This is a genomic window from Aquaspirillum soli (assembly GCF_054781915.1).
The window spans coordinates 23796-47895 of the sequence record NZ_BAAGTM010000012.1; the positions used below are offsets into that span (position 1 = coordinate 23796).

At 48.8% G+C, this 24100-nt stretch carries 15 protein-coding genes, 1 other RNA gene and 1 CRISPR repeat array; of the genes, 6 read left to right on the top strand and 10 right to left on the bottom strand.

The annotated features are described in order from the left end of the window. Positions 1 to 261: 261 nt before the first annotated feature. Complete coding sequence (locus tag ACYVJG_RS10355) at positions 262 to 2334, top strand: hypothetical protein (protein ID WP_460430984.1); 2073 nt, start codon at positions 262 to 264, stop codon at positions 2332 to 2334. Between the two features lie 41 nt (positions 2335 to 2375). On the opposite strand, the gene ACYVJG_RS10360 is transcribed toward ACYVJG_RS10355, so the two are convergent. Genes ACYVJG_RS10360 through ACYVJG_RS10375 form a run of 4 tightly spaced genes read right to left on the bottom strand, consistent with a single transcriptional unit; the run spans position 2376 to position 6671 of the window. Further along, complete coding sequence (locus ACYVJG_RS10360) at positions 2376 to 3215, bottom strand: HDOD domain-containing protein (RefSeq protein ID WP_022654024.1); 840 nt, start codon at positions 3213 to 3215, stop codon at positions 2376 to 2378. Between the two features lie 18 nt (positions 3216 to 3233). Continuing rightward, positions 3234 to 5456 (bottom strand): CHASE2 domain-containing protein, encoded by a 2223-nt coding sequence (locus tag ACYVJG_RS10365; RefSeq protein ID WP_460430985.1) that lies wholly within the window; start codon positions 5454 to 5456, stop codon positions 3234 to 3236. Positions 5457 to 5467: 11 nt separating this feature from the next. Further along, complete coding sequence (gene hemB, locus ACYVJG_RS10370; RefSeq protein WP_460431007.1) at positions 5468 to 6478, bottom strand: porphobilinogen synthase; 1011 nt, start codon at positions 6476 to 6478, stop codon at positions 5468 to 5470. A 40-nt stretch (positions 6479 to 6518) separates the two neighbouring features. Further along, on the bottom strand, positions 6519 to 6671 hold the full coding sequence (locus ACYVJG_RS10375) for a hypothetical protein (protein ID WP_460430986.1): 153 nt from the start codon (positions 6669 to 6671) through the stop codon (positions 6519 to 6521). Between the two features lie 139 nt (positions 6672 to 6810). Here ACYVJG_RS10375 and ilvA point away from each other — a divergent pair, with 139 nt between their 5' ends. The 3 genes from ilvA to ssrA all read left to right on the top strand — a co-directional run bounded on the left by ilvA (position 6811) and on the right by ssrA (position 9411). Then, positions 6811 to 8340: a threonine ammonia-lyase, biosynthetic gene (gene ilvA / locus ACYVJG_RS10380; protein WP_460430987.1), complete on the top strand. Its 1530-nt coding sequence runs from the start codon at positions 6811 to 6813 to the stop codon at positions 8338 to 8340. Continuing rightward, positions 8337 to 9008 (top strand): HAD family hydrolase, encoded by a 672-nt coding sequence (locus ACYVJG_RS10385; RefSeq protein WP_460430988.1) that lies wholly within the window; start codon positions 8337 to 8339, stop codon positions 9006 to 9008. Before ilvA ends, ACYVJG_RS10385 begins: the two co-directional genes overlap by 4 nt. A gap of 37 nt (positions 9009 to 9045) precedes the next feature. After that, positions 9046 to 9411, top strand: a transfer-messenger RNA (tmRNA) gene (gene ssrA, locus ACYVJG_RS10390). Positions 9412 to 9641: 230 nt separating this feature from the next. Then, a CRISPR array of direct repeats spans positions 9642 to 13632; the repeat unit is 28 nt; unit sequence TTTCTAAGCTGCCTGTGCGGCAGTTCGG. 128 nt (positions 13633 to 13760) lie between these two features. Here the strand turns inward: ssrA and cas6f are convergent. The 6 genes from cas6f to cas1f are packed head-to-tail and all read right to left on the bottom strand — an operon-like array spanning position 13761 to position 21971. After that, entirely contained in the window at positions 13761 to 14321 is a 561-nt protein-coding gene (gene cas6f, locus ACYVJG_RS10395) for a type I-F CRISPR-associated endoribonuclease Cas6/Csy4 (RefSeq protein WP_460430989.1), read from the bottom strand. Between the two features lie 6 nt (positions 14322 to 14327). After that, complete coding sequence (csy3, locus tag ACYVJG_RS10400; protein ID WP_460430990.1) at positions 14328 to 15371, bottom strand: type I-F CRISPR-associated protein Csy3; 1044 nt, start codon at positions 15369 to 15371, stop codon at positions 14328 to 14330. Positions 15372 to 15383: 12 nt separating this feature from the next. Then, positions 15384 to 16355 carry a type I-F CRISPR-associated protein Csy2 gene (gene csy2 / locus ACYVJG_RS10405; protein ID WP_460430991.1) on the bottom strand — a complete coding sequence of 324 codons (972 nt, stop codon included), beginning with the start codon at positions 16353 to 16355 and terminating at the stop codon, positions 15384 to 15386. Further along, positions 16348 to 17673 carry a type I-F CRISPR-associated protein Csy1 gene (gene csy1, locus ACYVJG_RS10410; protein WP_460430992.1) on the bottom strand — a complete coding sequence of 442 codons (1326 nt, stop codon included), beginning with the start codon at positions 17671 to 17673 and terminating at the stop codon, positions 16348 to 16350. Before csy1 ends, csy2 begins: the two co-directional genes overlap by 8 nt. 30 nt (positions 17674 to 17703) lie before the next feature. Then, positions 17704 to 20997, bottom strand: a complete 3294-nt coding sequence (cas3f, locus tag ACYVJG_RS10415; RefSeq protein WP_460430993.1) for a type I-F CRISPR-associated helicase Cas3f — start codon at positions 20995 to 20997, stop codon at positions 17704 to 17706. Further along, a complete protein-coding gene (gene cas1f / locus ACYVJG_RS10420; RefSeq protein ID WP_460430994.1) occupies positions 20994 to 21971 on the bottom strand; it encodes a type I-F CRISPR-associated endonuclease Cas1f in 978 nt (325 codons plus the stop codon). The genes cas3f and cas1f overlap by 4 nt, the downstream gene beginning before the upstream one ends. A 246-nt stretch (positions 21972 to 22217) precedes the next feature. Here cas1f and ACYVJG_RS10425 point away from each other — a divergent pair, with 246 nt between their 5' ends. Further along, positions 22218 to 22622: a hypothetical protein gene (locus ACYVJG_RS10425; protein ID WP_460430995.1), complete on the top strand. Its 405-nt coding sequence runs from the start codon at positions 22218 to 22220 to the stop codon at positions 22620 to 22622. A gap of 184 nt (positions 22623 to 22806) precedes the next feature. After that, positions 22807 to 24096, top strand: coding sequence for a DASH family cryptochrome (locus tag ACYVJG_RS10430; RefSeq protein ID WP_460430996.1), 1290 nt, complete (start codon positions 22807 to 22809; stop codon positions 24094 to 24096). The last annotated feature ends 4 nt before the right edge of the window (positions 24097 to 24100 follow it).

The following is a 24100-nucleotide window of genomic DNA, read 5'->3' on the forward strand; positions in this document are numbered from 1 at the left end:
GAGCCCACACCCACACCCACACCCACACCCACACCCACACCCACACCCACACCCACACCCACACCCACACCCACACCCACACCCACACCCACACCCACACCCACACCCACACCCACACCCACACCCACACCCACACCTCTCCCAGTCTTAAACGGCGATAGCGGGGTGATGTCAATTACTGGACCTGCAGGGACTGCAGTCGCACCAGTGGCGGGTCGAGTTCGTCCCCTGTCGAATGGTGAAAATGGTGAAGGAGAGCCATTGCCTACTTCATCTAGTGTCAGTCAACCCGGTGTTGATATTGGGATGCCAACTTTTAAGCTTCAGGATAATAAGCCTGTTTTGACGAGTATTCCTGGTAAAAATACTACCGATGCTGCGGTATTTGAACCATTGGCAGATAAACAAGCTTACGGGATAGGGTCAGATACAACAAATAAAATTTATTGGGGATATTACCGAGGGGGGGAATATATTACATCAGCTGCGGCAGGTAATGCTGGAAATTATCACTATATTATTGCCGAAAAGGTTTTGCCTGTGGCAACATTTACAGCCGCCAACACAGATTCTAATATAAGAGGGTTAGGTGTTAGAGCCTTTCAGGTTAATCCTGCTTCAATTGTCTTTACGAAAACCGATTCAACCCAATTTTCTATTGAAAACTCCTCAAAAATTTATGTTGATTTTTCCTCTCCTCTGTTCACTGTTGCATCAGGGATTAACTTGTCTTTCAATGGTGAAAGCAGAAAGGTAAGTTTCTCTTCCTCTTTGCAGGATCTATATGGATCAGGTTGGGATGCTCCATATAATATCGAGTTCCCTGATTCAGTGTTTGCTGATTTTAATATCAAAGGGAGTATGGTGACAGGCGGAAGCTCACCAGACGCACTAGCATTGTCATTTAAATTTAGCGCTACTCCTAGTTTTGAAGCTTATGGGACATTCTCATTTAATAGACAGAGTGACTCTTATTATGTTTACGATTTAGATAAAACCAAGAATAGCCAAACTAGCTTGCCTTTTCCTAGTGATGATCTTTGGGGTAATACCAGCAAAATAAAAGAGGCTGGTGAAATCATGTTAGGTGGCGTAGATGGTCAAAAATACAAAATTGCATGGGGTTATTATGATGCAGGCGACTTAATGCAAAATAGCTCCTACGGTTTAAGCTTGATAGACAGTAGAAATCATTTTATTACCTCTAATCTTGTTTTTTTAGGGGCTGATAATATTCTTCCTGCATCCGGAGAGAGAAGCTACTTTTTGCGTGCGGGAGGTAAGTTATATCAAGACGGTGTGTGGAAGTCACAAATTAGTCCAGATTCGTGGTTGAGCATCAACTATGACTCTCAACAAATTTCTGGTGCAATTTCAGTGGATAATGCACCGTCAGTAACAGGTTACGCTGGTACTTTCTCATTTGCTGGTGTCTCTTTGACAGACATCAGTAATGACTATCCAACTGTATCAATGAGTTACTCTGGTTCTGACTTTAGTGCATCTGGACACTCAATTTATGCGGGAAAAATTGGAGATCCTGATGCAGGGACGACAGAAATTGACGGTCTGGCAACCATGTTAAAACTCTCCCATGGTTCGGAAAATTCATTATATGGTTCTGGATTATTTTATCGATTACCTGATCCTTATAAAAATGCTGTACTTGAGCTGGATAAACCAGATTATAAAATTAGGTTTGATGATATTGAAGGAAGTAAGCGTTACTATGCAACAAAAGAGGATACCCCTCTTCTACACGCGATACCTGCCTCTTATCGTTCAACTACAGTTGTAAGTGGTAGTGGTACGGATACAATTACTCATAATATTTCTTGGGGTATTTGGGAGGGATCATCTCTTGGATATACAACTGATTCATCTAGAGTTTCTGGTTGGACGGATCTATCAGATAATCTCTATGTGATAAATACGACTTTACCTTTAACAACTAATTTGCCCACAGCAGGAAGTGCTACATATAGTCTAATGCCTCTTGTATCATCATTAGATAGTGGTGACTTAACTGGTGGTACGATTACTGCTAATTTTACCACTCAGAAAGTCAGTGCAGATTTGAGTTTTTCAATGGCTGGTATTGATTATAAGTTAATTAATGCTGATCAAAGCCTTGCTAATTTACAAAAAAATTCAGGTGTTCCTTTAGACGTTAGCCTTGCACCTTCTGCTACAGGAGTAAGTGAATTTCTAAATAAAGGCAATATTAAAGGTCGCTTTTTAGGTGTTGATGCTCAGGTGTTAGCAACAAAGATCGAATTAAGAAAAACAGATGAGGTAACAAAAGTACAAGGTATCGCTATTTTCAATAAATAAGCTGAAAAAATAAAAAGGAGCCAAGTCTGGCTCCTTTTTATTTAAATCCCCTTCAACAAAAACGCTTCTCGAATATCTGCCATATAACCTGTTAGCGCTGCTTGTCGTAAACCAAGCTCATCTAAAGCATCCGCGCCAACAGTATCCCATGTTGGATTACTGCTGCGGTGAATATCAGCATGGCAATGAATTGCTAACTGCAAAATCGCGACAACGGTACGAACTTCGCCTAAATCTTCATGTGGCACTTCGTTATAACGCAAAATGGCCTGCGCCACGAAATTAGGCAAGCGCCAATGGCGAGCGACTAAATAGCCAATCGTGCAATGATCGACATTAAACCGCTTATCTTCCTCTTTCACCGAAGGCTGATCAAAACCTTCTGCCAAGAGTGCATTGGCGTAGTCAGGGAAGCGTTGCATCAATACCGGCACACCACATTCCAAGAAAATCCCTGTCATGTATGCCTGATCGGGAAAAATATTACAGACCGTCACCCGATCTTCCGCAATAATCGCAGCTAATTGTGCAATTTCTCGCGAACGGGTCCAAAAGCGGTGAAATGCTAAACGGCTAGCGGCAGGCACTTTATTCGAGATAGCGATAGCACGCACCAAGTTAATCGTTTGCTTGAGGCCTAGCCGCACCAAAACCTTTTCTAGGGTATCAGGTGCACTAGCACGACAAAAAAGCGGGCTGGCTGCCACTTTAAATAACATGCCTGAAATACCGGCATCCCGTGCAATCAAAGTGGCGAGCGAAGCCGCGTCATAATTGCCATCCTGCATCCGTTCATTCAGCTCGAGCAAAATGTCTGGCTGGGGTGGTAAACGTATCCCTTTTTGCAATAAATCTTGCAGGGCAGCTTGTTCGTCAATCAACGTCAACTCCTGATGTGCTTATTTTTCAGTGTGTGTCCAAACCCCATCCCAATCAGCTGCGGGTGGAGTGGATAAGTAATGTTGTGCGCGTTCCAGATAAATCGCGGCTAATTTGTTATGGCTATCTTGTTCGTACAACGCAGCAAATATATGCTGTGCTTCGGCAAATTGGCCTTGGTGATACGCCTGCAGTGCAGCTTGGTGTTGCTGTAGTTGCTGTTGTTGTGTGGCAGTAAGACTGTTGCTAGGGCCAAGCGGTTCTAAAATCCATACCGGTTGGCTGCGGCCTTTTACGCGGACTTTGTCCACTTGTCGATACGACCAATCGGGGACTAAAGCAGCAGTGGTTTCACTGACTAAAATTGATACCCCATAGGGTTTGGTGAGGCCTTCGATCCGAGATCCGAGATTGACGTTATCCCCCAATACGGTATACGCCATCCGGAAGTTTGAGCCCATGTTGCCGACGTTCATTGGCCCACTGTTTAGACCAATACCCATCGCCAGCGCGGGTAAACCCTCGGCAGTAAATTCACGATTGATGTCATGTAAGGCTTTTTGCATCGCAAATGCCCCTTCTAGGGCATGGCGGGCGTGGTCGGTATCGCGCAGCGGCGCCCCCCAAAACGCCATAATGGCATCGCCCATATACTTATCAATTGTGCCCCGATGATCGTGAATGGCGCGGGTGAGTGGCGATAACAGGCGGTTCATCACCGTTGTTAACTGGGCCGGTGGGATTTTCTCGGAGAAGCTGGTGAAACCACGCACATCAGAAAATAACACCGTCAGTTCGCGTTCTTCGCCTTCCAAACCCAACGCCTCTGGTTTATCCATCATGTCTTCCACCAACTCAGGCGGGACATATTGCCCAAAACACTGTGTCACCCAGCTTTTCTCGCGACTTTCTCGCCATAAGTTAAACAATAGATGCAACAGCATCAGCCCAACTAGCAACACCAAACCCGATGCAACAGGTAATAGCCACCCCTGTTGCCATGCCCAAAGATTACCCCCAACCCACGCCGCCAATAAAACTAAACTACCGCTAAATAAAGGCAGCGCGGACAGTTTTGGGTAGAGCCAAGTCATGACCAGACCCAGCGAGAGTAAAGCCATAAACTCCGCTCCAAACACCCACGGTGGTGCAGACCGGAAGTTTTGCTGTAATAAGCCAGCCAATACGCTCAGGTTAATTTCTGGCCCGGGATACACGCTTTGTACTGGGGTGGCCCGTAGGTCTAACAAACCGGGGGCAGAGGAACCAAGAATTGCCACTGCACCATTTAATCGCCCTGCTTTGACCCGTCCAGCCAAGACATCTGCCGCAGGGATATAGTCAAAATGACCACGCTGACCAAAGTACGGTACAAGCACTGCGCCATGACCATCGACCGGAATCCGAAAGCCGCCAACATCAAGGGCCTCTAACTGTGCTTGGCCACCGCCCTGCACAATCTCCGCGGTGATGGCTGGTTGTCCGAGTAATTGATGAAACATTGCCAAGGGTAGGCTAGGGTACCAACCCTCCTGCCAGCGTTGTAACAAAGGCACTCGCCGAAAAACACCATCGTCATCCACCATCGGATTGTCAAAGAAACCGCCACCGGCGGCGGCCTGCTGCAATAGGTTGAGGTTGCCGGTGTAGCGTTCTGGTTGTGGCCAAGCAATCTGTTGCAGCTGTGCCGGTGGATTGGTCATGGGGACTGGTGACGGCAAACCACCGGATGAATCGGGGTCACCCGCTGCTTTACGGGCTTGAAAGTAATACCCCATCACCACTGGATAGCGTTTGAGCGTGTCGGCGAAGACTTCATCCCCCGACGGCGGCGGGGGAATATTGGCTAACTGTGGATGGCGGGTTTGATGGCGTTGCCAACGTTGGGCTAAGACATCGCCTTCTGCCTCGGCAAATACGGTGTCCATGCCCAACAAACTGATCTGTTCACGTTCAAATAAGGCAGTTACCAACTCGGCCACTCTCTCGCGTGACCACGGCCATTGGCCGATCTCTTTCAAACTATTTTCATCAATATCAATAATGACCAGCGAGGGATCTTTCGCACCAGATAAGGTGGCTTGCACCCGTAGGTCATAGCTTAACCATTCCAACCGTTGCAGCGCTGTCGATGACCACCAACCCAACATCTGTCCGAGTACCAAAACCAAGAGCGCAACACTGGCTAAGCGTTGCCAAATCAGCAACTGGGTCGATTGTGGGCGGGTGTGGGTGGTAGTCATCCTCGATTTCCTTAGGCGGTTCGACTTTGTAAAGCGCGTGCAGCTTCTAAGGCAAAATAGGTCAAAATCCCATCTGCTCCAGCGCGTTTAAAGGCCATCAGGCTTTCTAACATCACTTTTTCTTCGTCTAGCCAACCATTTTGTGCCGCCGCTTTGAGCATCGCATATTCGCCTGACACTTGGTAGGCGTAAGTCGGTACGGCAAATTCGTCTTTGACTCGCCGAATCACATCTAAATAAGGCATCCCCGGTTTCACCATCACCATATCCGCCCCTTCTTGCAAATCGGCAGCGATTTCATGCAAGGCTTCATTGAGGTTAGCCGGATCCATCTGATAGGTTTTTTTGTCGGCTTTGCCGAGGTTACCTGCCGAGCCAACTGCATCACGGAACGGGCCATAAAAAGCAGAGGCGTATTTGGCGGCATACGACAAAATTCGCACATGAATATGCCCAGCTTGTTCGAGCGCATGACGCAGCGCACCAATTCGACCGTCCATCATGTCCGAGGGGGCAATCACATCTGCCCCTGCTTCGGCATGACACAACGCTTGTTTGATCAAAATTGACACGGTTTTATCGTTTAAGACATAACCATTTTCATCAATCGGGCCATCTTGACCATGACTGGTATAAGGGTCGAGTGCGCCATCCGTGATGACACCCAACTGAGGAAAAGCCTGTTTTAGGGCTTTCACGGTGCGCGGTACCAATCCCTCTGGGTTCCATGCCTCATCACCATCGGGGGTCTTACCCGATTCGATCACAGGAAATAAAGCCAAGGCAGGAATGCCTAAGGCGACTGCTTCGGCTGCTGTTTTTAATAATTCATCGATACTTTGCCGATACACCCCCGGCATCGAACTCACTGCTTCACGCCGCCCGTGTCCTTCTAAGACAAACACCGGATAAATCAGGTCATCGCTGGTTAACGTGTGTTCACGCATTAATCGGCGCGAAAAATCATCCCGTCGCATCCGACGAAAACGGGTGGCAGGAAAGCTGCGTTGTGGAAAAAACATCGTCATCCTTTCTCAAACTCAGGCACGCAAAGCCGCCAGTTTAGTCGTCCTCTTCTGTTGGGGATAGTTTTGTGGTGGGTGGCAAACGAGGTGGGGGTTCGCGTCGAGCCAACCGCGCCAAAATACCAATCACCGTGATGATGGGGGCTGCAATAATCCACACCCAAAACCAAGTTTCTTGTAAAAGAGACATTTTAACTAATCTTGATAATTTTAATGAAAATTTACAACTCGCATGATGCAATTTCGTCCGCTATTTGGCTATCGAAACAACAAAATCCTGTTATGCTTGTTGCAACTGCACAATTTGTTCACCTCTTTTGCTGACTATCATGATCACAGATTATCTTGAACGTATCCTGACATCCCATGTGTACGATGTCGCAACGGAAACCCCGCTCGATCCTGCGCCTAATCTATCTCGTCGCATTGGCAATACCGTCTTATTAAAACGTGAAGATCTCCAACCCGTATTCTCGTTCAAAATTCGCGGTGCTTATAACAAAATGGCCAAACTCAGCAGCCAAGAGTTAGCCCGTGGGGTGATTACCGCCAGCGCCGGCAACCATGCCCAAGGCGTGGCGCTGTCGGCTCAAAAGCTGGGCTGTGAAGCCACGATTGTCATGCCACAGACCACACCGGCGATTAAAATTGATGCTGTCAGTCGGCGCGGTGGCAAGGTGGTATTGCATGGAGACTCCTACTCTGACGCCTATCAACATGCGGTAGAACTGACCCGTAAAACCGGCGCAACTTATATCCCACCCTTCGATGATCCTGATGTGATTGCGGGGCAAGGTACCATTGCTATGGAGATTTTGCGCCAACACACACGGCCAATTCATGCCGTATTTGTGGCGATTGGTGGGGGTGGATTGGCTGCTGGGGTGGCGGCATATATCAAGCGGCTGAAACCAGAGATCCGTGTGATTGGGGTGCAAACCTATGATTCTGATGCGATGGCGCGTTCTATCGAAGCCGGTCACCGTGTTGAATTAAAAGATGTTGGCTTGTTTTCCGATGGGACGGCGGTGAAATTGGTTGGCGAAGAAACCTTCCGCCTGTGTCGTGATTTATTAGATGAAATCATCCGTGTTGATACCGACGCGATTTGTGCAGCAATCAAAGATGTATTTGAAGACACGCGCTCGATTTTAGAACCGGCTGGTGCGCTCGCGTTGGCTGGGTTAAAAGCTTATGTTGAGCGTGAACAGTTGGCCAATCAAACGTTGGTGGCGGTGGCCTGTGGCGCTAATATGAACTTTGATCGTTTGCGACATGTATCCGAACGGTCGGAGTTGGGCGAACAACGCGAAGCGATTTTTGCCGTGTCTATTCCCGAGCGTCCCGGTAGCTTTAAGCAATTCTGTTCTTTAGTCGGTCGCCGCAATATCACCGAATTTAACTATCGTTATGGTGATGCCAGTCAAGCGCATGTGTTTGTCGGGGTGCAAATTGAAGACCGCCGCGATACCGATGTGATTTTGAATGAGTTGGCTGCCAGTGGTATTGCTGCTTTGGATTTAACAGATAACGAACTGGCAAAACTGCATATTCGGCATTTGGTGGGGGGACATGCACCGGCATTGAATGAACGTGTGTTGCGTTTTGAATTTCCCGAGCGTCCCGGTGCATTGATGAAATTCTTGGCCGCCATGCGTACGGATTGGAACATTAGCCTGTTCCATTACCGCAATCACGGCACGGATTATGGTCGTGTATTGGTAGGGGTGCAGGTGCCACAGAATGAATTGGCTGATTTCCAGCATTTCTTAGAAAACCTCGGCTATCCCTATATTGAAGAAACTGATAACCCAGCGTATCGCTTATTTTTGGGACAGTTAAAAGGACTATCGGCATGAGTGCGCCTTTAACTGCGGTGCTGTTTGATCTCGACGGCACTTTGGCTGACACTGCGCTGGATTTGGGTTGGGCGTTGAATGCGTTGTTAGCCGAACACGATCTCCCACCACAACCCCATGCCGCGATTCGTCCTATTGCTAGTCACGGTGCACGCGGTTTAATCCGGTTGGGTTTTGGCATCGACCGCGACCACGCCACATTTGAACCGCTGCGGCAACGGTTTTTAGACTTGTATGATGAACACTTTGCTGTGGATACGGTGTTATTTGATGGCGTGAATCCACTGATTGAGGCCTTGACAGAGCAGGGCTTGGCATGGGGCATTGTGACCAATAAACCGATGCGGTTTACCGACCGTTTAGTGCCTGCATTAGGGTTTGTGGTGCCGCCAGCGGTGGTGGTGAGTGGTGATACTGTTGGTGTCCCCAAACCCGACCCTGCGCCGATGCGTCATGCCGCTGCACAGGTGGGGTGTGCGACGGAGCAGTGTTGGTATGTGGGTGATGCAGAGCGAGATATTCAGGCCGGACAGGTTACAGGAATGAAAACGGTGCTGGCGCGGTATGGCTATATTGCGGCAGATGAGCAGCCAGATTTGTGGCAGGCGGATTTTTCGATTGCGGCACCACTTGATTTACTGGCTTTGTTGCCCAAGTTAGGGCTATAATCCTTCTCTTCACATGCGCTTGCATGATCCAGTTTTCGGGGCTGACTTGGTTTCGACGGGGGTTGCAAAGCGGATGGGGGCATACCGGGATTTCAGATACCCCGTAAAACGCTGAAAAAAAATAGTCGCAAACGACGAAACTTACGCTCTAGCCGCTTAATCGCCGCTAGACACTGCAACGATCTGCTGATGGGTCGGGTGGGTCAAACCGCTGCAGTGTCATTTTTCATCAGCTAGCTGTTGGTCGGGTTACTTGACTCTCAGCGAAACTTTTAGGTAACTCGCCAAAAACCAGCCTGCCCGTCGGCGGGTTCTTTGGTTAAATCCAAATGACACGGCTAAGTATGTAGATCTCACCGTAGAGGACTTTCGGACGCGGGTTCAATTCCCGCCAGCTCCACCATCCGATCAGGGCTTGGATAATCTCCAAGCCCTTTTTTTATTGGATTGAATTTATAGTTTAGTAGTTTAGTAGGGTGGGCAGGTTTTTTGCCCACCAAATCCATATCACCGAGAATACCCCAAAAACCGCCTCACCGAATCAAAAGCTAGGAAGTTAGTGTCCTGTATAGCGGTGTTTTGCTGTTTTTTACCGATGTTGTGGGCACAAAAGCGGTGCCCACACTACCAAACTTTCTAAGCTGCCTGTGCGGCAGTTCGGTAATACACGCTCCCCACTACCATATCCAATTATTTCTAAGCTGCCTGTGCGGCAGTTCGGGATATGAGCGCACATGCTGACCAGTGCGCCAATTTCTAAGCTGCCTGTGCGGCAGTTCGGATGCTAACAAGGCTGGAATCCTTGCTGGATAATTTCTAAGCTGCCTGTGCGGCAGTTCGGGTAGATATAGCGCATGGGTGATATAGCGCTAGTTTCTAAGCTGCCTGTGCGGCAGTTCGGAATTGTCTTTTAATGTTGTCGCAGTAATCGAGTTTCTAAGCTGCCTGTGCGGCAGTTCGGAGCGCGCAATAATCCCCTCATTTCTGCAGTCTTTTCTAAGCTGCCTGTGCGGCAGTTCGGGGATGATTGGGCGCGGGTGATACCTTGCGCCTTTTCTAAGCTGCCTGTGCGGCAGTTCGGAACTTGCCGGCGCGGTCATTCGGCAGTTTGGATTTCTAAGCTGCCTGTGCGGCAGTTCGGTTCGCGCTTTAGCAATGGCGCGCTTTTATACCTTTCTAAGCTGCCTGTGCGGCAGTTCGGCTAATTTTAATTGTTTGAAAAACTCAGGTATTTTTCTAAGCTGCCTGTGCGGCAGTTCGGCATTCCATTTCATTCTCCTTAGCTCATGGATTTTTCTAAGCTGCCTGTGCGGCAGTTCGGTTCTCAAAAATTTTTGAACAAGCACTTTTCTATTTCTAAGCTGCCTGTGCGGCAGTTCGGGCTATTACTTAAACGGTGTGATGGTGCGCAATTTTCTAAGCTGCCTGTGCGGCAGTTCGGAATGGGCAAGCTGGAGCTAAGTTTGAATCAGATTTCTAAGCTGCCTGTGCGGCAGTTCGGCGTTCAGGATCACATGCCCACGTTAAAACGTGTTTCTAAGCTGCCTGTGCGGCAGTTCGGTGAAAGCCGCAAACATTAACCCTAAACTTGCCTTTCTAAGCTGCCTGTGCGGCAGTTCGGCCGTCGAAGTGATTGACAGCATGACTACCACTTTTCTAAGCTGCCTGTGCGGCAGTTCGGGGGCGCTTGCTGATACCAGCGCCTTGGGTACGTTTCTAAGCTGCCTGTGCGGCAGTTCGGCCTTCAGCATTTGTTATTTCCTTTCACGTTCATTTCTAAGCTGCCTGTGCGGCAGTTCGGTTATTTTTTGCCTTGCTGATACCAGCGCCTTGTTTCTAAGCTGCCTGTGCGGCAGTTCGGTAACCGTACCGATAAGCGAGGGAGGTTTTCATTTTCTAAGCTGCCTGTGCGGCAGTTCGGGTTATCAAGTAACACTATGATAGCACTTTGACTTTCTAAGCTGCCTGTGCGGCAGTTCGGAATTGATTTGCGGTCAAGCTTTACCTCACCGATTTCTAAGCTGCCTGTGCGGCAGTTCGGCTGTTTATGTTTCTGCTTCACCGCCTCGGTGATTTCTAAGCTGCCTGTGCGGCAGTTCGGACCAACGCAGCAGCAGCACAAGCCCTTACTGATTTCTAAGCTGCCTGTGCGGCAGTTCGGGAGCTGGCTCAGGACTTTTTGCTGTCGGTCCATTTCTAAGCTGCCTGTGCGGCAGTTCGGTAAACTGTGCGCCGTGTGCGGCCAATGTCGTTTTTCTAAGCTGCCTGTGCGGCAGTTCGGGAGCTGGCTCAGGACTTTTTGCTGTCGGTCCATTTCTAAGCTGCCTGTGCGGCAGTTCGGTAAACTGTGCGCCGTGTGCGGCCAATGTCGTTTTTCTAAGCTGCCTGTGCGGCAGTTCGGCCCGCCGCCAATAATTGCTTCTGTCGCTCAATTTTCTAAGCTGCCTGTGCGGCAGTTCGGGCACACGGGCGCAACTTGCCATTTACCTGCATTTTCTAAGCTGCCTGTGCGGCAGTTCGGGCCGAAGGATGTGAATTAGTTGCATTTTGGCATTTCTAAGCTGCCTGTGCGGCAGTTCGGAAGGCTATGTTGTCGGTAGCTAATCTTTCTGATTTCTAAGCTGCCTGTGCGGCAGTTCGGCAATCTTTTGAGAAGGAAACGGAAACAGTAAATTTCTAAGCTGCCTGTGCGGCAGTTCGGGCTGAAACCGTTGTCGATGCTGCTAATCCGTTTTTCTAAGCTGCCTGTGCGGCAGTTCGGCGCGTAATACGGATGTTGTCGGTTATGGTGTATTTCTAAGCTGCCTGTGCGGCAGTTCGGCTGGCGTGTTAGCTAAGTCTAAGGGTTTATACTTTCTAAGCTGCCTGTGCGGCAGTTCGGTCAGGGTTTTGGTATTTTGCTGCCACTTTTGCTTTCTAAGCTGCCTGTGCGGCAGTTCGGTTCTTTCTTCTTTGTAAAGGGTTTTAAATCATTTTCTAAGCTGCCTGTGCGGCAGTTCGGTGCGAGGTGCACATCAATCAATTCTTGTTCAGTTTCTAAGCTGCCTGTGCGGCAGTTCGGAGACGGAATTAAAGACCAGTTTATCGCTTTCGTTTTCTAAGCTGCCTGTGCGGCAGTTCGGTCGAAATCATCAAGGCTAACGGGGTGTAATATTTTCTAAGCTGCCTGTGCGGCAGTTCGGCCAGTTCAAGGGGGTTTTGCTCGCTGCGAATCATTTCTAAGCTGCCTGTGCGGCAGTTCGGTTTATTTTAGCAGTGCCATCGCCCCTTGCAAATTTCTAAGCTGCCTGTGCGGCAGTTCGGAACAACGCTTTGACTGTCACCATCAAACCACATTTCTAAGCTGCCTGTGCGGCAGTTCGGTTTCAGGATTTTGATTTTGAGGCTAACAGTGCTTTCTAAGCTGCCTGTGCGGCAGTTCGGAAAGAATTTTATCTGTGTAACTCCTCCAAGCTTTTCTAAGCTGCCTGTGCGGCAGTTCGGCGCGCCGAAGCTGATTCCACACCACTGATTGATTTCTAAGCTGCCTGTGCGGCAGTTCGGGCGGACGTGCAGGAGACCGCTGGCTTCATCTTTTTCTAAGCTGCCTGTGCGGCAGTTCGGGCCTCGAATGTTTCGCATCGTTTCCTTAGAAATTTCTAAGCTGCCTGTGCGGCAGTTCGGAAACCAAAACCGAACCGACAGACGAAAGTTTGTTTTCTAAGCTGCCTGTGCGGCAGTTCGGACCAGCCAACGCCGGTTAGGGGCGATTCCACTTTTCTAAGCTGCCTGTGCGGCAGTTCGGAATTCAGCCTCATCTTCCCCGATGTTTTCTGCTTTCTAAGCTGCCTGTGTGGCAGTTCGGACTTCCCAACGCCGGTTAGGTGCAATCCCGTTTTTCTAAGCTGCCTGTGCGGCAGTTCGGGCTGGAAGGCATGAAAGCCGATCTTGCCAAATTTTCTAAGCTGCCTGTGCGGCAGTTCGGCAACACCGGACGGCAAACGCATCCGTCAAACTTTTCTAAGCTGCCTGTGCGGCAGTTCGGAGTTAATTGGAATCTGATTCCGGAAATCAACCTTTCTAAGCTGCCTGTGCGGCAGTTCGGGCCCTGCAAAGCCCCATTCTATCGCCCACATTTTTCTAAGCTGCCTGTGCGGCAGTTCGGAAATACGAGCGAACAGTCGCTCTATTGCGCGATTTCTAAGCTGCCTGTGCGGCAGTTCGGGCGGGATTTGAGAGAGATTGAAAAGCTGGCAGTTTCTAAGCTGCCTGTGCGGCAGTTCGGAATCTCACCTGATGGCTCTTGCGGAATCACTCTTTCTAAGCTGCCTGTGCGGCAGTTCGGGCCCTCACACATTAGTGCAATGGCACGTTATATTTCTAAGCTGCCTGTGCGGCAGTTCGGTTGCTATCGTGAAAGAATGGTGCAAGAATGGCTTTCTAAGCTGCCTGTGCGGCAGTTCGGCACTGGTCATCCCATGCGCCCATATCTACCTTTTTCTAAGCTGCCTGTGCGGCAGTTCGGGAAAGAATGTCTATATTAAGCTGCAACATAACTTTCTAAGCTGCCTGTGCGGCAGTTCGGATAACCATACCGTATGTCTTATCGATGCTGATTTTCTAAGCTGCCTGTGCGGCAGTTCGGTAGATAGAAAAGCAAACATCATTCTAATTTTTAAAGAACTTTTTGTCTTTTTTCTAAAAACCCCTTTTTTATCCCCCCTTTGTAACCCATTGATTTAAAAAGGGGGGATTTTTGGGGCGAAAAAAGGGTTAGAACCAAGGTATCGTTGCTGTGGCGCTCAGCCCATAACAGCTAAACTCTCCTTCAATCGGCTGATCCTGCAACGGCCCATGTTCAATAAACAAAAAAAACGTTTTGCCACTGCTGCGGCTTTGCATTTCAACAGAAGGCAATGTCAGTTTTTTACCCTCACTGATTTTATTTGCTATTTCAGACGGGTCGATACCTTTGGCAATCGCTCGCTGATGTGCGCGCCGGCGTAACCGTTCGGGGTTGCTTTTCGATTGCACCCGTCTAACCACCCGATATTGAACACCAGCAGGAACAGCTAAAATGTTACCCAACTGACAATGGTCGCGCATGCCTGTTAGCCAATCACTGGCCATCAAGGCCAACAATTTTTCCTCAGAAGCATGTAAACGCAACCAGCTACCCAAACGGGTTGCAGTGTGTTCGGGAAAGCTTAAGCCAATTTTGCCCTCTCCCTGTGTGACCAATCCCCGATGCAATTTTCCAAATAAAGCTTTCAACAAAATGGGCTGAGAAAACTCAGGATCGGGCAAAATTCGAATATCAAGATAGTGATTCATGCGGGTTTAGTCCTTTTCACCAAATACGCCACCGCGAATCAAGGTGGCCATGACGTAATGCTGGTTTTCAACTGAAGGCGCTTGGTCTTTCAACACCCAACTATCAAGCAAATAATAAAAATCGGCTTTTTGTTTAGGTTGACGATAGGCCTTGCCTTGTGATGTAACTGAACCATAGGGCTCAACAGCAATCGGGCTAGGGTTGATATCGCTGTCATCATCTTGTGGATACCAAGTATCGATGGTGCGCAGCGCGTTACTGATTTTTTGGCTGTGCATCCCTGCAACGCCATTAACAACATACAGCGTCTTGCTTTTATCCCCTTTGCCCTTGTCCAAAATCAATTCTTGCGAAGGGTAGACCTCTTGCCCATCACCCACCCGCACAAAAGCCACCACGTCTAACAGAACATGGGCTTTGCCTGATAAGCCTTGTTCAATCACGTTGGCCAGTGTGTCTAATTCCGTTGCCTGATCTGCTGGGACATCGAAATTGCGCAAAGAAAAATCGAGGGCATCAAAACGCCATTGCTGTTGAATTTCACCCTCGGCACGGCGGGTAATTTCGACCACAATTTGCTCTGCCCCAATGCGATTGCGCCACAGAAAACGGCCATTAGCCAAGTTAATTGCATAGCGCCGCGCCAATTCGCCAAACCCCTGCGTCTCGACATAGCTTTTCACCGTTGCTTGTAACTTATGCTGATAATCAAGATTGTTGCAGGCCGAAGGTTCGCCTGCACCGGCCAACACGCGCAAGGTAAAACGCACCCGTAGGGTATCTGCATCATTTGGCAAGCTGGCTACATCAACAGTTTGTAAATTTGGGTTTTGGATTTGTGCATCGAGTTTGGCAGGGTCTTGATCTTTTGTCGAAAGACGATTCGAAATGGTGCCGCGCACAGATTTTTCGTGGACAACTACATCGGGCCACAGATTGCCTTGTGCCATGTTGCTCCATTGCCCTGCTTTGAATAAAGCATCCGAGGCATCCAATTTACGTTCAAAAGCCAAAACAGAGGCGGTTTTTAAAGCATCGTTCTTTGCCATGTGAAAAATTCCTTATGCAGAAAATGTGTTTGAGTCGGTATAGAAATTGACACAACGGTATAACCCTGTGTCAGGTTCTGCCTGATAGCGCCAAAGCATCTGTGAAAAAGACGTTAAACGGTGAGGGGCAATCCATTCCCCTAAGGAATACAAACACTCGACAAAGCGGGTGGGGGTTTCCGCATCGCGAGTATTCGCCACTTCTCCAACGGCATGGAGTGGTGATAATCCTGCATAACCAATTGGCAGCGGTACCAACCAACCGGTTGCAGGTTTGTGCACCCGCCATTCGACAGACTCGGGGTCAGTGGCGTTGTGGGTAAACGGGGCTATGTTCAGTTGTGTCAAATCCAACAGGGCATCTAACACCGTTGTGTTTGGGGGGAGGGTATTGAGATGTTCGAGTAATTTATCCGGACGGTGTACCAAAGCGAAGCCGGGCAAAAGGCTATAACGCTGCTTTTTGAAAAAGGCGTCTTGTTCGGTTTGTTGTTGTGGTACGGTTTTCCAATAAGCCCGTTGTTGCTCTCCCCACGGCAAGATGCTGCCTCCCGCAAAACGCATCGCATTCACTTCTGTATGAACGGCTTGAATCAACGGTGTTGTTTCTGTATCACCAAACAATTCATCTTTGACTGCGATAACGAGGCTGATGTCTAAATGAACCCGCCCTTCCTCCACGATTGTGGCCGGTGTCCCATCCTTATTGACAGGGTTTCGGTTGAGATGAAAGACATATTGATATTTGCTGGCTAGACGGGTGACTTGTGGTTCAAAGCGATGGCATACCACACCGACCCCAGCAAACCCTTTTTCTAACACGCCAGCTGCCAATAGCTTGCGCTCGAGCGCATGGGCAAAGCCTAAAAACGCTGATGGCGGAGGAAACCCCCAAGAGAAAGGGCCAGAAATGGCATTGGCGTTTTGGATTTGCAAATGGGGTAACACCAACAAACCAGCGGTGTCCAATTGAGGGTTACGCATGGTTCAAACTCCAACGGATGATTTGTAGGCGATCTTCCAACACGGTTTGCCATGCCTGCGCTTCGGCATCGCCAAAGTGCAGCTGTTTGTGATTTTTGTCTAAGGCACTGTTTAACCAATTCGCAAAATTTCGCGTGATTTCATCCAACCATTGCCCTTGGCGGCGGCGATTGGCAAAGTCCTCATCTTCATGCCCACGCTCAGGATCAAGCCAATATTGCTCTGCTTCATCCAACATACTGTTTTTGCTCCAGCCGGCGGGCAAGGCTTGTAATTCTGCGGTGTATTGCAACAATTCATCACAAATGTCATCAATCAGTGTGGCGCGGGCCTCACGAATGGCGACATTGTTGTAATCCCCTGCGTTTCCCAACAGGTTTTTCAGGGCATTGAGTGTGAATCTGACATTTTTTCGGCGGCCAAATAGCGAAAAGATGCTGCGTTGTTGCAAGGGGGCTTGAATGGTATGTTGGCTTTGCCAAGTTGGCGGACACGAGGCCAAGAGCCAATTTTCGCCGTGTCGCTCACTGTTTAATTGGCTGATGTTCTGTGGTTTCGTGCCGCCAAAATGCTGCGTTGCTAGGTTCGGATAATCCCGATAACCGTGATCGTGATGTTTTTTCATTCTGCGGGCCTCGCGGGCGGCTTTGGCCTCGTCAGAAAAACGGTCTTGGCGCATGGTATTCCAAACATGATGGGCCAAAGAGGTTGGAAACAGGGGCAGCAACAGATGGTAAGTACCATCGGATAAGGGCCAATAGATTTGCTTGCTTAGCTTGTGGCTGGCCAATTCGCCTTTTGGCTCTGGCAAAGTAGCAAATGCTGCACGCCAGTTTTCTGCTTCTTGTGTTTCTCCGCCGGCGTATTCACAAAATACCTCTATTAATGTTCGATGTTCAGTGAGGCATAAATCTAAGACCGTTTGCTCGGCGACTTTTAAACGTAGAAATTTGTAAACGTCCAAAGCTGCTGCATTACCGACAACGTCCGGTTCCAGCCGATTGTTTAGACTATGGCTACCAAATTCATGATGTAAGGCTGTTTTGTGACCAGTGCTGCTTAGATTGGATCCTTTAGCATCAGGATGATTGAACTTTAGGGCGTGGGTAACTTGTTGAATTTGCCCTACCCGTTTCGCGGCATCGGCAATCCAAACAGCAGGTTCAAACGCAGCAATCAAGTTATCTCTCGCCTCGGTGTCTTCCGCTTTGAGTTTGTCTAACTTCCCTTGCAATCTTTCGCTTAAGAAAGACGAAATCACCGTTCGAATAGCAAAAGCTGTGATCGGTGAGGCATCTTCAGACAGTATTTTGCTCATCAACCCTCCTAATTATTCCTAAAAAATGCTCTATTTTCTAAAAAATCCTAAATGACCATGATAAAGCCAAGTAACGTTCTCTCTTTGTGGTAAATCAAATAACCCATAACGGTTAGCACAATGTTCAATCGGTAGGTTTTTGTCTTCAGATAGCGTTTCCAAGGCGCTTTCATAATCAGGGGTGGCCCAATTTGATATGTTTTTTCCTAAGGTGAGAGAAAGTGGCATCCAACGACTGTTTTGTAAGGTAAATTGCCCTTCTTTCTCCAAACGCACCAAATCAAGGCCACCATTGGCATTGGGCTGTAGCGTGTGTGCGGCTCGGCCTTCAGGGTCGTGCCGAAAAGGGGTTTTTCGCTGTAAGAAACCACTCTGATGAGCTAGTGTTTTCCACCAGTAGGTCACAGGTATTTGCTTTTGAGCACCGCCAGCTGCCTGATTTAGCATTAAATCTTTCAAGGTTGCGTGCTCAAGGTCGGCCAAATTATGTTGCGGATCGAGCGTGTCTCGTTCTGCAATCCGTGGTGTAGCGGTGAGTGGTTGCCATTGTTCTGGCACAAGCACGTGGTCTAAATCGTGGGACGCCATTGGAAAACTGGCACTTTCAAAACCGGGCCGGACAAAAGCGAGGCGCTGACCTTGCGCCGCTTTTAAGTTGTGAGACATCAACCAGACATTCGGTGAGGCATCGGGGCAGCGTTCTGTTCGATGCCGCTTCACCCGTCCAGCCAATTGGATGATCGAACGCAATGACGAAGGCTCAACAATCGCCCAATCATAATCATGGTCACGTCCAACTTCTGCCACGGCGGTGGCCAAGACAATAAATAGATGATCTTGTACTGAGGAGGTCGTCAGTGCTTGTTGAATGCTTGGATGTTCAAATACTGCTTCGGGATGATGGCGCTGTAATACCTGATCCAAGGTGTGTTCAAGTGCTGTGCGAACTAATAAGGGATGGCGCGAGTGGTAAACGCAAAGATGAACGTGGACACCATCAGGCGCTCCATGAGTGAACAGCCATTGAGCAACACGACACAGTGGATCGATGTTAGCCATTCTAATCAAACCAAAGCTGACCTTTTTCCCTGTGCTGGGTTGTGTTGTGTGATGCTGTTGATGGAGCTGTAAAGCATAATCAAGGCAACTGGTTGCCCATTGCTCGTAACAGATGGATTCTTTTTGCTGTGGGGTCGGGGCGGCAGTAAGGTCTGGCTCAAATGGGACAACTTTGGCTCGCCGCCGTGGCTCGATGGCTTGGAGTTTGGCGACTCGACGTGACACAAATTGTGTGTGGCGGGCGAGAAAAGTCTCTCCTTCATCATAGAAATCAGCCTCGCTACCATACTCATCAAACCATGCACACACGACTGCTGAAGATTGCCCGTGTCCTCGGTGTGCTTGAAATGCCTGCCGTCCTTGTTGATACGCCAAAAATAGACCTTGAACCAACGCTGGCGGCAAAGTGGCTGAAGACAACAAGACTCGGCTTCCAAGTAGCCCTGCCCAATGTACTAAACGAGCAATGGCTGGCAAATCTTCTTGGGAAAAATCATCAACCTCGTCCAATACCAAATCTGATGTCATCAGTCGCAACATCGGGGCAATTTGATGTCCCCCTCGCGTGCTTTCTGTTGCTGGTATCAAATGGTCAATGGTGCAAGTCAACACAGGCGCATCCAATAAGCGTAGGGCTTGGCTATTTTTGCCTAACCATGTTTTGAGAGGCCCATCGACCAAACAGCCTTCGTAGTACACATAATTGTGTTCTGGTAACAAATCGACCGAAGATTCATTGCCAAAGGCATCGCGGCTTGCCAATGCCTCAATTAGCGCTTGCTGCGCCGAACCACCGACTAAAACAGCCAAATCGGTCTCATTCAATCCTAAGCGTTTGCCATAGGCCGCACCTGTCTGGCGGGTGAGAGTGCGCAGCCCCATTGCCACCGTAAAACGTGCGCCTTTTTGTGCATGGGCTAAACCATAGGCAATACGACCATTTGCCAAGGTTTTTCCGCAGCCAGTCGAGGCCATATTCACCCCAAAAAATCCGTGTTTTTCGCTGCGTTCTGCCCATGCTTCTGCCAAATCAAATGCTTGGTTTTGCCAACGAAATGCCCCTTTGCTCCGTTCACGAAAACCTTTGTGGCGTGCAATGCGCGGTAGTTGTCCATCTAACAGCGGCAAAGTGCGCAAAATCCGTCCCGTGTTGACCTCTACGCCAATCAAATGCTCATCGAGTCGTTGATTTAATACCCGCCCTTCGGGTGTATTGCGTGTGTTGGCATAAAGCGGTTTTTCTTTCCCTTTCACAGGATCGCCATAACGCGGTTGACTGATTTGGCTGGAGTAAAAATGGTCTCCCAACATCAATCCCATGCGTGCGATGTGTAGCGCATAAGGGCTTTTTACCCACTGTTGAGCGAGTTCCGTTTTTAATAGATGTTGACGTTGTAATACAATATTTTTTGCGAGACGAGAGGCGTGTTGTCGCCAATGTTGACTATTCCACGGTAGATTTTTTTTAAATGTCCAACAGGCTTTTTTCTCGGATTCTTTGCTATCTGGACGAGCGCCACACCAATTGGCAGAAATCAGCTCTGGCAATCGCTGTAGCAACCCCTCACGGTTAATGTCCTCCCCATTTCTCATGTCTGGTTCAGGCAAGCGATGGTGACTGACAATTAACCAACCAATCATCTGGGCTAAAGGTGGCAGACCTTTTAAGGGCGCGGTGAAAGTTTTGAGATCATCTTGTTTGAACTCGACTGGTGGCCATTCGGTTAGTCCTTCTCTATCCTGTAAGGCTGTTAGCCAAGCGATATCGTCTTTGCCACAGCTTCGCACAAAGGCTTCAAACAAGCGCAGCGATACCCATTCATGACGAAAGGCATCCGCTTGGGGCTTACCAGAGCTTAATTTTTTCTGGAAGGCATCATTGGCTTTGCCAAAATCGTGAAAGAGTGCTGCCATTTGTGCGATGAGCCGGATGTCTTCTAAGCCATGCCAGTCATTCTCATCTGCTTGTCGCAGCACATCACGACGGGTCGTGTTGGTGGGCGTGGCGCCTTGTGCATTGAATTGGCGCGCATCTCCGACAATCCACAATAATTCACTGTGATTGTGACCTCGGTTCCAATGACAAGCGACAGCCGTATTTTTACGGGCGCTACGTCGTAATAGTCCGTATAGGGTATTGAGCCCTGCTTGGGTGATAATCGTTTTCCACGTGCGGTCACCGTGTCGTTCGGCAAATTGGTCAAGAATACGACGTGTTTCTGTTAGCGCGTTTTTGCTGCACTGAGACACCAAAACAATATTCATTTGGCAAGAGATCCTATCGTCAAAGCCACATCTTTTAATGTATCAATCATGAAGTCTAACGCTTCGTGTTGTGCAAAGGCTTGTAGGCAAGCTTGGCGGAAAGTTTGCTCGTCATCACCCCGTGTTGCAGAGATAAAAGCTTGTGGTAATACAATCGCGTCCTTGATTAGATCAGCTACATCAAAAACCAATGCACCACGACGTGTTTTTCCATGCAACACGGCCAATCCGTGAGGTAAACCCAGTACCCAAGTTGCTGTGGCAGCAAGCCCATAGGCGAGATAATTGCCGTGATCTAAAAACCGATTTGCAGGATCGTGTCCGTTGCCGCCTTTGCTGCGAGTGAAATCACCATATTCAGTGGCATTGGCTGCTAACTGAAATAGTTTTTTGCTTAGACGTGCCTCTTCAGTCAGCAAGGCTGTGTGATCGACGGCCATTTGATTTCGCTCACTGGCATTGCGTAAAGCAGCAAGTAACACGTCAGAAGGCACATGAAAACCTGCTTCGGATAACCGCCGGTTGTTTTGCCAAAGGTGTGCGACTTGTTGTAAACGCTTTTCCTGAAAGACTTTTGCAGCTTTCAAACGCAAATTGTCGTCAAACCAAAACTTCACCCACGATTGCAAATACTCTGTTGGCCGATACTCGCTTTGTGGTGAAAACCAAACAATGTCGACATCTATTTCATTGGCGCTGTAAAGCGGCGTACCGCCACCCCCACAAAATCCAACTAATACCCCTGCTTTAGCCAATTCGCGCATCGCATCTCGTGTAATGGATGTACCTGTACCGAGTAAAATACACGTGGTATTGGCAATTGGAATATTCCAGTACAATGATTGCTTGCCTTCATCGGTGACATATTCCACACGCCCGCCATTCACCAAGACACGGCAATATTCTAGGTAATACAGATTGGCTCTTTTGGAATGCAAAATCGTTTTCAGTTCGGAGGGGGTGAAGGCTTTCATGTCTACAATTTCATCAATTTAAAACTTGATTTTTGTAGAAAAAATTCTATTTGGCAACTGTAAAAAAATAAAATATCTATTTGTTTTTGATGAATGAGAAAAAATTCTATGACTCAGATCATTAGGTTACAATTTTTGCCTCATCTTCATTCTTAACACCAATATGCTGCCGACCGCCTCCAACTTGCGCCCACTGCGTTAAAGAATTGGGTCGATCTGTTTGAACACTGGCAGGAGCAACACATCATGGCACAGCTGACACACACACCGGTAATGACTGTCTTGCAATCTCTAGAGCAAATGAGCCAAACCAAAGAAGAACGGTTACGGGCATTGGCGCGTGAACGGGCTGTGTGGGATTACAACACCGACATCATCACTGCACGGGAAGAAGGCAGAGAAGAAGGTATCCAAAAAGGTCGTGAGGAAGGTCGTCAAGAAGGTCGTCAAGAAGGTCGTGAGGAAGGCCGTGAGGAAGGCCGTGAGGAAGGCATGAAAATATTCCTTCGCAGTATGATCGAAACAAAATTTGGCCAGCCGTTGCCGGATTGGGTGTTGTCGCGGTTACGGTCGGCAACGCCGGAACAGTTACAGCAATGGGGTATATCGTTAACGCAAGCGCAACGACTAGAAGATATTTTCCAACTTTAACGCCAGCCCACCCGCTCTCTGAATCAGGAGGCAATTTTTTGTCAACGCGACAACTGATCACTCCCTTGTCTAAGTGCTGAAGCATGGTCATGGTTCGGTTTAACAATATCTGACAATTGCCGAACTCAATCCCGATTAGTGAGTCTGTCCATGATTTGCCGAAGTGCAATTTAAGGTAATGTCCATGGCCACCGTCATTTACTGCTTCCGTTCCGATTTTCGTCTGCATGACAATCCTGCCTTGATGGCGGCTTGTCAGCGTGGTGCTACTGTCATACCAGTGTGTTTTGTACCACCAGACACAGCGACGGCGTGGGGTTTTCCACGGATGAGTGCACGGGCGAGAGCGTTCCGATTAGAAGCGGCACGAGCTGTCGATGTGGTTTTGCGCGAACAGGGAAGTCAACTGATCCCGTTACTCGGCAACATGACAGAAGCTTTACCCAACTTGGTACAAAAAACCGCTGCCGAGGTGGTAATTTGCGAAGAAATTGCGACACCTGAAGAACAGCATGAGATCAATGCCCTGCGTGCACAAGGCATCAAGGTAGAAACGTATTGGCAGTCTTCGCTGTTTCATCCGGCCGACTTACCTTTCCCTGTCGAAAAACTGCCGGATGTCTTTACGGCTTTTCGCCAACAAATCGAACGGCAGGCGATTACCCCTCGATTACCTTTGGCTGTCCCTGTTGTGCCACCTCTGCCTGATAATTGGTGTACCGACGGCGCATTTGATTTTTCTGACACAGTTTTACCGGCCATAGACCATCGCAGCAGCTTTCCTTTTCCCGCCCCTGAATTTCAGGCAAGTGAGTCCGCTGCATTAGCGCACTTGGCGCAATATATGGCGCGTGGTTTGCCACATTCTTATAAGGCCACGCGCAATCAATTATCTGGCGTCGATTTCTCCAGCAAATTTTCTCCTTGGTTGGCTTGTGGTGCGCTTTCTCCGAGGACGATAGTGCAAGCGTTGCAAACCTTTGAAACGGAATATGGCAAGAGCGAGAGCAGTTATTGGCTGTGGTTTGAATTGTTGTGGCGCGATTATTTCCGTTTTTTACACCTGAAATATGGCTCACGGTTATACCACGGTGGCGGTTTATCTCGTCGGGCAGTGCCAAGCCATGATCCAGACAACTTCCAACGCTGGTGTTCCGGTGAAACTGGGGAGGGTTTGGTCGATGCGGGGATGCGTGAGTTGGCGGCAACCGGTTATCTCAGTAACCGCCTGCGGCAGGTGGTGGCCAGTTATTTGATTTATGACTTGGGGTGTGATTGGCGAGCTGGGGCGGCGTGGTTTGAGTCAAATTTGCTCGACTACGATTGTTATAGCAATCAGGGAAATTGGTTGTATATTGCGGGGCTTGGCACCGACCCACGCGGTGGGCGCCGTTTCAATCCGATCAAACAAGCGGCTGAATATGATCGCGATGGCGCTTACCGCTGCAGGTGGTTGGCCGAACTTTCGCGCTAGATTG